The 14683-nt window shown below is 39.6% G+C and carries 8 protein-coding genes; 4 read left to right on the top strand and 4 right to left on the bottom strand.

What is annotated here, in order from left to right:
- Positions 1-2961 carry an amidohydrolase family protein gene (locus ACJJVM_RS14060; protein ID WP_405212043.1) on the bottom strand — a complete coding sequence of 987 codons (2961 nt, stop codon included), beginning with the start codon at positions 2959-2961 and terminating at the stop codon, positions 1-3.
- Positions 2962-3050: 89 nt separating this feature from the next.
- Entirely contained in the window at positions 3051-4127 is a 1077-nt protein-coding gene (locus ACJJVM_RS14055; protein ID WP_405212042.1) for a DUF3810 domain-containing protein, read from the bottom strand.
- 111 nt (positions 4128-4238) lie between these two features.
- Between ACJJVM_RS14055 and ACJJVM_RS14050 the strand changes: the two genes are divergently transcribed.
- Positions 4239-5840: an FMN-binding glutamate synthase family protein gene (locus ACJJVM_RS14050; protein ID WP_405212041.1), complete on the top strand. Its 1602-nt coding sequence runs from the start codon at positions 4239-4241 to the stop codon at positions 5838-5840.
- 79 nt (positions 5841-5919) lie between these two features.
- On the top strand, positions 5920-6438 hold the full coding sequence (locus ACJJVM_RS14045) for a hypothetical protein (RefSeq protein ID WP_021778835.1): 519 nt from the start codon (positions 5920-5922) through the stop codon (positions 6436-6438).
- On the opposite strand, the gene ACJJVM_RS14040 is transcribed toward ACJJVM_RS14045, so the two are convergent.
- The gene (locus tag ACJJVM_RS14040) at positions 6439-8535 is read right to left on the bottom strand and encodes a M1 family metallopeptidase (protein ID WP_405212040.1); all 2097 of its coding nucleotides are present in this window, start codon (positions 8533-8535) and stop codon (positions 6439-6441) included. It lies immediately after the preceding gene.
- 82 nt (positions 8536-8617) lie between these two features.
- Between ACJJVM_RS14040 and recG the strand changes: the two genes are divergently transcribed.
- Positions 8618-10720, top strand: coding sequence for an ATP-dependent DNA helicase RecG (gene recG / locus ACJJVM_RS14035; protein ID WP_405212039.1), 2103 nt, complete (start codon positions 8618-8620; stop codon positions 10718-10720).
- Here the strand turns inward: recG and ACJJVM_RS14030 are convergent, their stop codons facing one another.
- A complete protein-coding gene (locus tag ACJJVM_RS14030) occupies positions 10721-11971 on the bottom strand; it encodes a TlpA family protein disulfide reductase (protein ID WP_405212038.1) in 1251 nt (416 codons plus the stop codon).
- Positions 11972-12175: 204 nt separating this feature from the next.
- Between ACJJVM_RS14030 and pheT the strand changes: the two genes are divergently transcribed.
- Entirely contained in the window at positions 12176-14602 is a 2427-nt protein-coding gene (pheT, locus tag ACJJVM_RS14025) for a phenylalanine--tRNA ligase subunit beta (RefSeq protein ID WP_405212037.1), read from the top strand.
- Positions 14603-14683 lie beyond the last annotated feature (81 nt).

The raw sequence follows: 14683 nt of genomic DNA, 5'->3' as shown, positions 1-14683 counted from the left end.
TTAGTAAATTGTTTGTTCTGTATCACAATGCATACGTTGTTTTTCTTTCTTTCTTGCCGGTTGTGTTTTTAAGCCTTTGTTCTTTTCTGCAAGCATCATTGCAGTAAGTTGTGCTTTTTCTTTTTGTACCGTTGCGCGTAGTTCCTTATCCTTTTCTATATCAAAGAATACTTTTCCTTCTATTATCGTTTTCTCTGCTCTAGCTTTTATACTAAGTGGGTGATCTGACCATATAACGACATCTCCATCCTTACCAGGTTTAAGACTTCCTGCACGATCATCCATATGTAAAAGCTTTGCTGGATTTAATGTGACCATTTTCCAAGCGTCCTCTTCTTCAATACCTCCGTACTTATAGATTTTTGCAGCTTCTTGATTAAGACGTCTTGACATCTCCCCATCATCTGAGTTAATGGCTACTGTAACTCCTGCTCTGTGCATAATAGCAGCATTATAAGGAATCGCATCGTTTACCTCATATTTATAAGCCCACCAGTCTGAGAAAGTAGATCCTCCTACGCCGTGCTTTGCCATTTTATCTGCAACCTTATAACCTTCTAGTATGTGTGTAAAGGTGTTTACATTGAAACCAAACTGCTCTGCCACCTTCATTGTCATATTGATCTCGCTCTGTACATATGAGTGACAAGAGATAAGACGCTCCATATTAAGAATGTCAACTATAGTTTCCATTTCCTCATCTACACGATACGGTTGTCCGCTATTCTTCTTTGCTTCATATTCTTTACCTCTTGTAAAGTAGTCTACAAAAACCTGCTCTACTCCCATTCTTGTTTGAGGGAATCTTGAGTAGCTATTCCAGTTTGCTTGTTTTACGTTTTCACCTAAGGCAAACTTGATAAACTTCTTGTCCTTAATTACCATTTCATCTATAGGTGCTCCCCACTTAAGCTTCATCACTGCGCTCTGTCCACCTATTGGGTTTGCAGACCCGTGTAGTAACTGGATGGCCGTTACTCCACCAGCTAGGTTACGATAAATATCAGAATCATCTGGATTAACTACATCACTCATACGCACCTCTGCTGTAGAGTTATGACCAGACTCGTTTATTGCAAAAGCAGCAATATGCGAGTGCTCATCTATGATACCAGAAGTAACGTGCTTACCTGTACCATCTACTACCATCGCTCCTCGCGCTGATATATTTTTTCCTACTGCACTTATTTTTCCATCTTTTATTAAGACATCTGCATTTTCAAGAATACCCTCTGCCTCATTTGTCCAGACTGTTGCGTTTGTGATTAAAATATCTTGTTGCTTAGGACGTGTCTCATAACCAAAAGCCATATTAGGAAAGGTAAGTGGCATAACATCTAGGGTTTTATCACCACCTTTTTTATCATCCTTAGCTTCACTTGCCTCTAAAGCTGTCTTTCTAGAGGTAAAGTTCTTTTCTGTTCCATCTGCAAGAATTGCTTTACCATTAAGACCATTTGCATCTGCTCTAGCAACGAGTCTTATAAACTTACCTTCGGCTTCTTTAAAAGTAACTGTAGCCCAGTCTTGTTTATAAGCAAACTCGCTCTTTACTTCTTCTCCTCCTTTTTTCAAAGTTGCTTTTGCCTTTTCGGTTGAGTTTTTTACTTCTAGATTATAAGTCGCACCGTTAAGGTTAATTGCATAGTTGCCATCTATGTTTACTGTAGTCATATCTTTAACTACATTTTTATTACCCTGAATCCAGTGCTCAAATAATTTTGTGTCTTTTTCAAACACCTCTCCAGAAGTAATCATAAAGTTTGCCCACGCTCCATTTTTAAGAACACCTATCTCACCGCTCTTACCTACCATTTGTGCTGGTATCGTAGTAAGTGCTTCTAGCGCACGCTCTTTAGAAAGACCATAAGTAATCGCCTTCATAAGGTGCTTTTTAAAATCCTTTGGTGATTTATGTTTAAATGTAGTTAGTGCAAATGTCACTCCAGCATCTTGTAATGCCTTAGGGTTTGTAGGCGCTTGGTTCCAGTGTTTCATATCAGACAGCGCTACATATTCGGCTGCATATGGATCTTCCATATCATAAGCATCTGGAAATTTAAGTGGCAAAATCATTTTACGATTCATTGCTTGCACCTCACCTATACGCTTATACTCGTCTCCGCCTGCTACTATTACGTAGTCTATCCCAAATTGATCTCCTAGCTTATCTATACGTAAGTCGTCATAAAGCCCATCACCTTCAAAAAATTGCGGTAAGGTTTCATTTCGCGTAAGCGCTTCAAGAGACATATCTTTTGTATCTACATTTCCTTTCTCATACCAGTCTAGGTCGTGTTGTACTTGACGTAGTAAGGCTGTAGCTCCCATTTTTGAAGAAGGGTATGCTTGTCGAGAAGTAACGCTCTTGTCAAAAGAAAAATATTGAGCGAGACGCTCCTCCATCACTCGGTTTGCCGTATTACCATCATTGTTAAGAGCAATAAGTGCTCCCGTACCACGAGCAATACCATCGTGTTGTAAAGTTGCTACTACGCCAAAACCTGCGTTTATATATTCGGTAGCTTTCTTTTTATCATACTCAAAGTCGTCATAGCCATTTTGTTCTGAGAGAATATGATCGTTCCAGTATCCTCCCTCTCTCGAGTTATCATATTGAGAAGCACGACCAGAACCTCCAGCCCTCTTAGGCTTTGCTATACCAAAGTTTGTATAGATATCTACAAAAGATGGATAGATGTGTTTACCACCTAGATCAACCACAACAGCGTTTGCCGGGTACTTAGATGACTTACCTACAGACACCACTCTACCATTTTGTACCACTAGGGTACCTTTCTTAATGGTTTCGCTTGGTGAACTGTGTATTGTGGCGTTTGTAAACACCGTGTAGTTTTCATTTTTGGACTTAACTCCAGCATTTGCCGGAAAGTAATCTTGCGCATACATTGTAAATGAGCAAGTTACCAGCCCTAAGACAAGTAGTTTTTTAAAGAACATATTTAGATTGTAAATTATTTAGTTCTTAAAGATAACTACCTTGTTAAGCAAGCGTTAAGGTTTAATAAATATTTAAGAGACTTTTAACATCAAAAAGTCTCTGGGAACTGCTTGTCATAGTTCACCAGTAATGCAACCATATAACTGTAACTTTCTAAACCACCCGGCTGGTTATTTGCCTTAAGGTAGTTACTATAGAAGAGATCAAATAAAGGCTCAAGCGGGTTATCCATCTCATCCCAAAAATCTCTAGACATTTGATATTGGGCAAGTATACCAGGATGTACCTTACTTTTTAATAAATCGCCTAGCTCTTTGTCTCGGCGGTACACATCATTTAAGCAATACCTAAGCGCAAAAATACTTCCCGAGTATTGAAAATGTACGTCCTCATTATTAAGCGTAGCCATAACTGCCATAAAGTTTGCTTCATTTTCTTTAGCAAACCCTAGCTGGTGCGCTTGCTCGTGACAAGATATAACAGGCCACCTGTGAGCGGGTACCATCCCATTTATTTGTGCCTCATTTGTGATGGGGTTGAGATAGCCACTATATCCCATAACAGATAGTGGATATCGCAATAATGAGTTTTTTATACTTTTAGGAGGGTATTGCAAGGAAGGAAACTTCTGTTGTAAAGCTTCATAACCGTTGAGGGTTTGATTAAATATTTCCGCTTTCGCGAAAGCGTAATTAACCACCGCACTATCATTTACAGCAAGTGCCGTGTGTAATCTATTGCTATTATTAAGAAGTTTTTCTGTAAGTGACACAAGCTCTTGTGTGGTATACTCATTATCTATAGACAAGGATTTGTGTAGTGGTAAGCGGTAATAATTCATCCCCCAAAGCAGGTGAAAGGCAAAATATACAATAGAAAGCATCGCAAGGGTACGTAGTAAGAACGACTTGATGGTCTTAAATCTATTTCTTACCAAGATTACAATCTCACGCACCGCAAGCACAATTAAAACTGCATACATAATATCTCCAAAGGAGAACGGTAACCACCCAAAAGCATATCTAAAACCTTTTGAAATCACAGGGTATATCCCATTACTGTACCACTGCTCTACAGCTTGTGGATATAAAGCTAGTAGTCGTACAACGAGCATTTGTACAAATAATAGTAATCCAATTATGAGCGTTATGCGATTCTTTTTCAAGCGATATGATTTAAATTACGACACAATTTACAATGTGTGTTTAACAAAGTTGACTTAAAAATTACAATTCAAATTGTTTCTAGTCGTATTTTAGTAAAAAAATTATAGTTAATGGATTCTATTTTATCATTCTTAGGTGCTATTTCTTGGTGGATGTGGCTCATACTCGTTGTACTACTTGTAGCTATTTATGACACCTTTATACAGAAGAAGCATATCATTTTAAAAAACTTCCCAGTAGTAGGGCACTTTAGATATATGTTAGAAAGTATAGGTCCAGAGCTACGCCAGTATATTGTGGCAAATAATCGTGAGGAACTACCCTTTAACCGTATAGAACGCGGGTGGATTTATGCCTCTGCAAAAAATGAAAATAACTACGAAGGTTTCGGTACAGACCGTGATATTAACCAGTCTCATTACATTTTTATAAACAATGCGATGATGCCTTACAAGGTAGAAAAGGATCATCCCAATGCAAAAGATCCATACTTCCTAGCGTGTGCAAAAGTAATGGGCGCAGGAAGAAGAGCCCGTCCTTACAGACCTGGCTCTATTATAAATGTGAGTGCAATGAGTTTTGGTAGTCTTTCGGCAAAAGCTATAGAGTCTCTTAATCGAGGTTGTGCAAAGGCTTATGCATATCATAATACTGGTGAGGGTGGGTTATCTCCATATCACAAAAAAGGCGGTGATGTTGTCTTTCACTTTGGTACAGGATATTTTGGTGTGAGAAGTGAGGAAGGTGGTTTCTCAATGCCTAAAATGAAGGAACTAGTTTCAGAAAATCCGCAGGTGCGTGCCATAGAGGTAAAACTCTCTCAAGGTGCAAAGCCAGGAAAAGGAGGCGTTTTACCAGGATCTAAAATCACAAAAGAAATCGCAGAGATACGCGGGGTAAAACAAGGCGAAGACGTCTTATCACCTCCTAATCATAAAGCATTCTCAAACGTGCCAGAACTTGTAGATTTTGTAGAAGATATCGCTGCAGAGACTGGATTACCTGTAGGTATTAAAGCTGCAATAGGTAAACTTGATGCCTGGAGAGAGCTTGCTCAAATTATGGCAAGCACTGGCAAGGGGCCAGACTTTATCACTGTAGATGGTGGTGAAGGTGGTACGGGAGCTGCACCACCTAGTTTTGCAGACCACGTGGCACTGCCTTGGGTATATGGTTTTTCTGATATTTATAAAATCTTTAAAGAATATAAACTCACAGATCGTGTCGTTTTTATAGGTTCTGGTAAGCTAGGCTTCCCAGCAAAGGCTGCAATGGCATTTGCTATGGGCGTAGATTGTATAAACGTAGCACGTGAGGCAATGCTTGCTGTGGGTTGTATACAAGCTAAGGTATGTCACAATAACACCTGTCCTACTGGTGTTGCTACACAAAACAAGTGGCTGCAGCGTGGTATTAACATAGAAGATAAAGCAGAGCGCACACACTACTACTTTAAAAACTTTAAAAAAGAATTACTAGAGATTACTCGTGCCTGTGGTTATGAGCACCCAGCCCAACTCACAATGGATGATGTAGATATCAACCTAGGTGATAAAAACCTAACGCAAACCCTAGCAGATGTTTATGGTTACAACAAAGTTGCTGTTCCTTTTAAAAGTACAAAAGCACTTATGAAGTGTCCAGACCTAGGTGGAAACTACAATAAAAAAGAAGTAGCCAAAGAAATAGATATGGATGACGTGCGTTATTAACGTCTCTCTATAAATTGTACATACTAAAAATAGTATACCCTAGTTATAAAGATAACCAGCTTTAAACCCAATACAACCAATGACTCAAGACCTAACAAACCTTGCTTTTAACCTTCTTCCAGCCATAGTTGTAGCGCTACTAGCCTACTACTTCTTTAACCAGTTTACAAAAGAACAAGAAGGGCGACGTCGTTTTTTATTACATAAGGACAATCAGGCAAACGCGCTACCACAAAAACTACAAGCCTACGAGCGTCTTACACTATTTTTAGAGCGTATCTCCCCTGGCAAACTAGTTACACGTGTAAAACCGTATAATGATGATCCTAACGATTATGAAGCCTTGTTATTACGCACGATTAATGAGGAGTTTGAGCATAACTTATCACAACAAATCTATGTTACTCAAGAATGTTGGAACGTGGTACGCACTTCAAAAAGTAGTACCGCTGCCATCATACGTAAAACCAATATGAGTAATAAAGTAGAAACAAGCGACCAACTGCGTGAGACCTTACTGCGCGACCTTATGGACAATGTATCACCTAGCGAGACAGCCCTACAATTTATAAAGCAAGAGGTACGTGAGATAATTTAATTATAGTACTTCTATTCGTTTGAGATAAGCTATTTCTTTTTCAGTAAGAGAGCTGGTAAGTTCTTTTACAACAGCAAGATTTTTAGGGTTTTTAAGCTGCTCTTTGAGTAGTTTTCTTGCGCTTTCGCGAAAGCGCCATACGTGATGCACACTCGCCTCTACAAGTGATTGTAAGCTTTCCTTTTCAAAAGAGTCTAGCTGGCGCAGGTAGTTAAAGGCGTTTTGTCGCAACTGGTAAGGTTGTTCTGGTTGTGTGTAGCTTATGAGTTCTTGATATCGACCAAAAGATTGTGACGGCTTATACTCTGGTGTTGCAAGTGATAGTGCAAGCCACAAGGTACGTAAGTTCCCGTCTTGAAACCCAAACTGCCCATCCATCATATCAAGCACCTTGCGTTGTGAGGCAGGATCATTGCGCTGCTGGTGGTACACCCATAATTTAATCATTGCCTGCTCGCGGGTGACATAGCTATCATCTTTAAGCAACTTGTAAAAATCTGTAGCAAGTGATTGGGGTACATTTTCTAGCGATGTAGCTACAGCCTGACGTATAAAGACGTTATCAGAACTTATAGCTTGTTTAAAAACAGGCAGTGTCGCGTTTATAGATTCTTGAGCCGCTTGGTATATCGCCTCTTGCCCTAGGTAGTCGTTACCAGAGGCTACAGCATCCATAAGTTGTGTAAACTTATTTGATAACGGAGCTTCTCTACCTGACTGTAATCTAAAGTACTGTTGCATAAATTCGCTCTTTTTAAGCGACTGTAAGGCATCTTCTGCTTGAAAAGCAGTCTGGTATAGCCAGTTCTTCTTAAAGTCTGTGAGATCTACGGTAGCTAGCGCCTCAACCTCGGTCATAAAATCTTCTGTAGTTACATTTTTATATGCATACTTTTTAAGATAATTCTGCACAGCGAGATCAAAGGTGTTTGCCCCTACTCGCTCTCGTAATATGTGTATTGCCCAAGCACCTTTTTGATAATAGGTAAGACTACTTCCTCCAGAAGCAACAAGCTTTTGCCCCTTCCCTTGATCGCTTAAAGCTCGTAACTGCTCTGCAGTTTCAAAGAGTTTAAAGTAAAAATAGTCCTCTCCAAAGATCTCTCGTTCGGCGAGAAGTGCATAGTAAGTGGCAAATCCCTCCTGTAGCCAGTGGTGCTCACTTTTAGTCTCTGTCACAAGATCTCCAAACCACTGGTGTGCAAGCTCGTGTGCATTTACGTTTACATAATTACGATCGGTAAATCCTATTCCATCTACCATAAAATCGTCAGAAAAGATGGTGCAACTCGCATTCTCCATACCTGCATACAAGAAGTCTTTTACAGGTACTTGCTTATAGACCTTAAAAGGAAACGGCACGCCTATTTTACGTTCTAAAAAGTCAAAAACCTCCTTGGAGTATCTATAAGTAGCTTCTACCTGCAAAGAGTCTTCTGGATAATAGTAATACTCTAAAGGTACACCAGACGAAGCCGTAGCTGTTTTTACATCATAATTTCCCACCACAAGTGCCACGAGATAGCTTGCTATAGGCTTTTCCATATCAAATTCTGAAATTAACACGTTATAATCTTTTAATGTTTTTGCAGCTACGCCATTTGCAATAACTGTATGCCTATTGTGTCCCGTCACCTTAAAATCATATATGATTTTATCATTCATATCATCTATACTAGGCAACCAGTGTGAGGTATACTTACCTTGACCTTGCGTCCAGAACTGCTCACTCCCGTTATTATTTACAAAATATGCGGCCTGTGTAGGCTGCACTGAGTAGTCAAAAGTGGCTTTATAGGTCACCCCAGCCTTAAACGTCCCATTAAAGACTATGGTGGTATCTGTTGCACTTATGGCAAATGTGGGTGTTTTATCTACGAGCTGCATCGCCTTTCCATCCATCACAACTTGATTTACGTCTTGTAATGCGGTAAAGGTTGTAGTCACTTTTCCTAAAACAGAATTTGTGTCAAAATCAAGCGATAAGGAAGCGGTAACTTGCTTAAAATCTATGGTTTTGGTTTGAGCAGATATTTCTTGGGTATACGCTTTCGCGAAAGCGGACAACGATATAATAGCGAGCAATAGGTATTTCATATACTCAAAATAACAACTTTTGAGCCAGTATCTTTTATACAGGCATTCGAAAATTTGAGTTAAAGGCTTATTTTTACTTTTAATGAATCCCACATTTTTACAAACTCCCATAGATTACCTTAAAGGCGTAGGTCCTAACAGAGCAGACTTATTGCGGTCTGAGCTGGGTATACACACCTTTCAGGACCTAATGCATCTTTTCCCGCACAGATATATTGATAAAACGCGCTATTATAAAATAAGCGAGCTTGAGCGTAGCAATGCAGAGGTGCAGATTATAGGGAAGTTTACCAGTATGAAGATGATAGAGGGCAAAGGTCGCAGGCTTGTGGCAACCTTTAGAGATGATGGTGGACAGATGGAGTTAGTATGGTTTAGAGGTCATAAATGGATCAAGGAGGGTATCAAGATGAATACGCCTTATGTAATTTTTGGAAAATGTAATTATTACAACGGCAAATTCTCGATGCCACATCCAGAGATGGAACTGCTTTCTGAGCACGAAAAAAGTATACGATCTGCAATGCAACCCGTGTACCCATCTACCGAAAAATTATCTAATCGTGGCATCACAAACAAGGTGGTAAATGGAGTGATGCAAACCCTCTTTATGGAGGCAAAAAATCACCTCTTTGAGAGCCTCTCAAAACCCCTTGTTACAGAGCTCAAATTAATGCCAAAAAGAGAGGCACTTTTAAACGTTCATTTTCCGCAATCTCAAGAGCATCTTGCACGTGCTCAATACCGATTAAAATTTGAAGAATTTTTTTATATCCAGCTACAACTTGCCTTTAAAAATGTAAACCATAAAACTAAAATAAAGGGGTATCCCTTTGAGAAAGTTGGTCCCATTTTTACAGAGTTTTATAATGACCATTTACCCTTTGAGTTGACCGGTGCACAAAAACGTGTTCTTAAAGAAATACGTCACGACCTAGGTACAAATGCGCAAATGAACAGGCTTTTACAGGGAGATGTGGGTTCTGGTAAGACCATAGTAGCGCTTATGTCAATGTTAATGGCACTTGACAACGGTTTTCAGGCTTGTTTAATGGCGCCTACTGCCATCCTGGCAGTGCAACACTATCAAGGATTATTAGATTTATGTAAAGAACTGAATACCAGTATTTCATTACTTCAAGGTTCAACCAAAGCTTCAGAACGTAAAATCATACACGAGCAGCTAGAAAATGGTGAGCTAGACATCCTTATAGGTACACACGCTCTACTAGAAGACAAGGTAAAATTTAAGAATCTTGGGCTCGCAGTGATAGATGAGCAACACCGTTTTGGGGTAAAGCAACGCAGCAAGTTATGGCACAAAAATGAGTACCCACCACACGTACTTGTGATGACCGCCACCCCTATCCCCCGCACCCTTGCGATGACTGTTTACGGTGATCTAGATGTGAGTGTAATTGACGAGTTACCACCGGGCAGAAAAGCCATAAAAACGGTGCATAGATATGACGCAAATAGACTCAAAGTTTTTAAGTTTATTAGGGACGAAATTGCCCTAGGTAGACAGGTCTATATTGTATACCCATTAATACAAGAATCTGAGGCGATGGATTACAAAGATTTGATGGATGGCTACGAGAGTATTTCTCGTGAATTTCCGATGCCAGAATATCAGATTTCTATCGTGCACGGAAAGATGAAACCAGACGATAAAGAGATTGAAATGAATCGCTTTATAAAAGGTGAAACTCAAATTATGGTCGCCACAACCGTAATAGAAGTTGGCGTAAATGTTCCTAACGCTTCTGTAATGATTATTGAGAGTGCAGAGCGTTTTGGGTTAAGCCAGTTACACCAGCTGCGTGGTCGTGTAGGTCGGGGTGCAGAGCAAAGCTATTGCATCCTTATGACCAGTCACAAACTCTCTAGCGATAGTAAAGTGCGCCTAGAGACAATGACACGTACAAATGATGGCTTTGAAATAGCAGAGGTAGATCTAAAGCTGCGAGGCCCAGGCGACATTACAGGAACCCAGCAAAGTGGCGCGCTCAACCTTAAAATAGCAGATATTATACGTGACAATGACATTCTAAAAGTAGCCAGAAGCTACGCCTGGCAACTGGTAAAAGACGATCCTAAGTTTGAGAAAGAAGAAAACCAGATCATACGCTTTATGTATGCCCAGATGATGAAGTTTAAGAATATCTGGAGTTATATCTCTTGATTACTCTAAAAGCAACACCGTTACAAAATCATTAAAATCTTTTTCAAACTCAAGATACTTCTCCTCTGTCGCTTTACCGTTATACCCAGTATGTATGCGCCTCACAGCGCCTTTTTTATCTATATAAATTGTAGTTGGGTATGAAAGAACGTGATTAAGCATAGGCAATGTTTTTGCAGCAGCAGCCTTGTCTGCTCCTTGCCCATACTGCGCTAAGAGCACCGGATAAGGAAGCTCTAACCTGTCTTTAAGGCGTTTTATACTGTTGCGCGCAGCCTCTTCTGTTTTTGCATATTCATAAGCCAGACCTATGACTGCAAGATCTTTTGATGGATTGCATTTGAGATAATCCCTATAAAACTTAGACTCCTCTATACAGTTAGGACACCAAGAGCCCAATATCTGCACAAGCACGACTTTATTTTTAAATCGCTCATCTTGCAGAGAAATGATATTCCCGCTTTCATCTGGAAAGGCAAAGTCAACACGATCATAGCCTTCTTTGAGATATGTAAGATTCTTTGCATCTGGCAACTCATAAGTGTCGTTACGTTTTGCTACAAAAGGCTCTTTCCAATGATTACCACTATAAAAATCACCTTGCATCGTACTACCTGTTACGGTAGCCACAAATAGAAAAGCGTGTGCCCCGTCAAAGGTAGAGAGACGCATCTCATCACCATTAATCCTACCCTCTAGATACCTATAATCTCCGGTGGTTGTTCTAAAAGTACCTGTTACAACAGCTCCCGTACGCTTAAACATACCCTTTGCAATGTAACGATCTTCTTCACTCTCTGGGCTAAAAACTGTTTCCCAACTACCTGTCACATTCACATACGGCAGCTTATCATCTTCTTGAGCATACTTAGTAATAAAACGTACTGAGTCTCCATACACCATCTTAAAAGGGACTATGCGATCAAGACTGGGCTTTATAAAATTACCCGTTATTAGGTTTCCGCTTTCGCGAAAGCGTCCAGAAAAATATCCCTCAAAAACTGGAGTTTGAATACGTACACTATCACCCGTAATCGTTATTTCATCTACCAGAATGCGCTCTTTGGCATTATGTATAGCAAGTGTCCCGTCTTCAAAAGACTCAAAGACAAAAGGTAACTCCTCATTGTCTTGAACTGCTAGTGTAGCACGCCACACACCTTCTTTAATACCTTTATTTACTGGCGAATGGACGTCTTTTTTACAAGAAAAGAAACTAGCCAAAACTAAAATGATCAATATTTTATTCATAAAACAAAGTTATAGTAACCGCAACTTTTAAAAAGATGTAACAATGACTTTATTACGCAAGTGCAAAATATGCGGTTGTAAGTAATGAAATGGGGATATATACGCTTTCGCGAAAGCGTAAAAAACTACACAGATACTCTCTCTTCTCCTTTGCCTACTTGCTTACTTATCCTATATTTGCCTACTTCAAAAAGCTCCATTTTTATGAAAATTTCTTACAACTGGTTAAAGCAGTTTATTGATATAGATTGGGATGCCGAAAAAACTGGCGAACTCCTAACAGACCTAGGTCTAGAGATAGAAGGTATAGATACATACCAAAGTGTAAAAGGCGGTCTAGAAGGGATTGTAATAGGTCACGTGCTTACCTGCGAGCAACACAGCAATGCAGACAAGCTTAAAGTAACTACGGTAGACATAGGTGCTGAGGCTCCAGTACAGATAGTTTGTGGTGCGCCAAATGTAGCTGCAGGTCAAAAAGTACCAGTTGCAACTATAGGCACTACACTATACACAGAAGAAGGTGAAGCGTGGAAAATTAAGAAAGGAAAAATACGTGGTGAGGAATCTCACGGTATGATCTGTGCAGAAGATGAGCTAGGCCTAGGTAAGAGTCACGACGGTATTATGATACTAGACGAGGCACTTGTACCAGGAACACCAGCTGCTCAAGTTTTTGAAATAGAAAATGATCAAGTTTTTGAAATAGGTCTTACGCCTAACCGTGCAGATGCTATGAGTCACTGGGGTGTTGCCCGTGATCTTAAAGCTGGATTGTTACAAAAAGAGATAAACAAAGGACTTATCACTCCATCTACCTCTTCTTTTAAAATAGAAAAGCGTGTACACAAAATAGATGTAGATGTACTAGACTCAGAAAAAGCACCACGCTACGCGGGAGTTGTGATAAGCGGTCTTAAGGTAGAAGACTCGCCAGAGTGGTTACAACACAGACTTAAAGCTATAGGCCTCTCGCCTATTAATAATATTGTAGATGCGACTAATTATGTACTTCACGAACTAGGGCAACCGCTACACGCCTTTGACCTTAGTAAAATCACTGGAGAAAAGATTGAAGTACGCACACTAGAAGCTGGAACAAAGTTTACGACACTAGATGGTGTAGAGCGTGAACTACACGGAGATGATCTTATGATCTGTGATGCAGAGAAGCCTATGTGTATTGCCGGAGTTTTTGGCGGTTTACATAGTGGCGTTTCAGAAAATACAAATGCCATCTTTTTAGAAAGCGCTTACTTTAACCCTGTGGCTGTGCGTAAAACAGCAAAGCGCCACGGGCTTAATACAGACGCATCTTTTCGTTTTGAGAGAGGTATAGATCCTAATATTACTGAGTATGCACTTACAAGAGCTGCTATACTTATTATGGAGATTGCCGGTGGAGAGATTACAAGCGAGATAGTAGACATCTACCCTAAAAAGATAGAAGACCAGCAGGTGTTCTTAAACTTTGATAATACTACAAAACTTATAGGCCAAGAATTACCTCGTGAGGTGATTAAAGAAATTTTAATGTCACTAGATATTAAAATTAACAACGTGACAGAAAGCGGTATAGGTATGACCATACCAGCTTTTAGAAATGATGTGACGAGAGAGGCAGATGTTATAGAAGAGATACTACGTGTATACGGTTATAACAACATCTCTTTTGGCAACAAGCTTAATGCTACCGTATCATCTACCTCAAAATTTGATGATCACAGAGTAAGTGATGTAGTGGGTAATCAACTCGCGGCACAAGGCTTCTATGAGATGATGGCAAACAGCCTTACCACTCCAGCCTACACAACACTCTCTGAAAATCTTAAAGATGCATACAATGTAGAGATGCTTAACCCGCTAGGTAAAGAACTTAGTGTAATGAGACAGTCTATGCTGTTTTCTGGACTTGAAGCAATCTCGTATAATGTAAACCGCCGTCGTAGTGATATAAAGCTCTTTGAGTTTGGAAAAACGTATCACAATTACCCAGGTGAGCGCAAGGAAGATAAGCACCTTGCATTATTTGTAACAGGTAATCGCAACAGTGAGTCGTGGACGGGTACTAGCACTCCTACTAACTTCTTTTACTTAAAAGGTGTTGTGACATCAGTACTAGAAAAACTTAATATTACCAGAGTACGTCCTTCGAGTGTGAAAAATGATTTATTTTCTGAAGCTGTAGGTTTATCTCTTGGAAAACAAGAAGTGGTAACCTACGGTATTGTAAAGAAAAGTGTTTTAAAGAAATTTGACATTTCTCAAGACGTATACTTTGCAGATTTTAACTGGGACGCGATTTTAGAGATTGCTGCTCGTAATAAAGTACGCTTTAAAGATATCCCAAAGTATCCATCTGTGCGCAGAGACTTTGCCTTATTACTTGACACAAAGGTCCAGTTTGAGGAGGTTGCAACGCTTGCAAAACAAACGGAAAAGCAATTACTCAAAGAAGTAAACCTTTTTGATGTATATGAAGGTAAAAACTTGCCAGAAGGAAAGAAAAGTTATGCTGTGAGTTTCTTATTACAAGATGAAAACAAAACACTTACAGATAAGAATATTGACAAAGTGATGAATAAACTGCAACAACGTTTTGAAAAAGAACTAGGAGCAACGCTTAGATAATCATTTTAACAAATTACTTTAAGCCCCAAATTTTCTTGAAAATTTGGGGCTTTTTTATTGTCTACAATCGAGGCATCTTAC

Origin of the sequence: Dokdonia sp. Asnod2-E02 (assembly GCF_045063915.1) — a bacterium.
In the GTDB taxonomy this organism is placed as follows: Bacteria; Bacteroidota; Bacteroidia; order Flavobacteriales; family Flavobacteriaceae; genus Dokdonia.
Note: the sequence above shows the minus strand (reverse complement) of the source record. Positions and strands in the feature narration are given on the sequence as shown.

Coding starts and splice junctions, on each gene's coding strand:
- recG (WP_405212039.1), top strand. CDS start 8,618: ATGAATCCCACATTTTTACAAACTCCCATAGATTACCTTAAAGGCGTA.
- ACJJVM_RS14030 (WP_405212038.1), bottom strand. CDS start 11,971: ATGAATAAAATATTGATCATTTTAGTTTTGGCTAGTTTCTTTTCTTGT.
- ACJJVM_RS14050 (WP_405212041.1), top strand. CDS start 4,239: ATGGATTCTATTTTATCATTCTTAGGTGCTATTTCTTGGTGGATGTGG.
- pheT (WP_405212037.1), top strand. CDS start 12,176: ATGAAAATTTCTTACAACTGGTTAAAGCAGTTTATTGATATAGATTGG.
- ACJJVM_RS14060 (WP_405212043.1), bottom strand. CDS start 2,961: ATGTTCTTTAAAAAACTACTTGTCTTAGGGCTGGTAACTTGCTCATTT.
- ACJJVM_RS14045 (WP_021778835.1), top strand. CDS start 5,920: ATGACTCAAGACCTAACAAACCTTGCTTTTAACCTTCTTCCAGCCATA.
- ACJJVM_RS14040 (WP_405212040.1), bottom strand. CDS start 8,535: ATGAAATACCTATTGCTCGCTATTATATCGTTGTCCGCTTTCGCGAAA.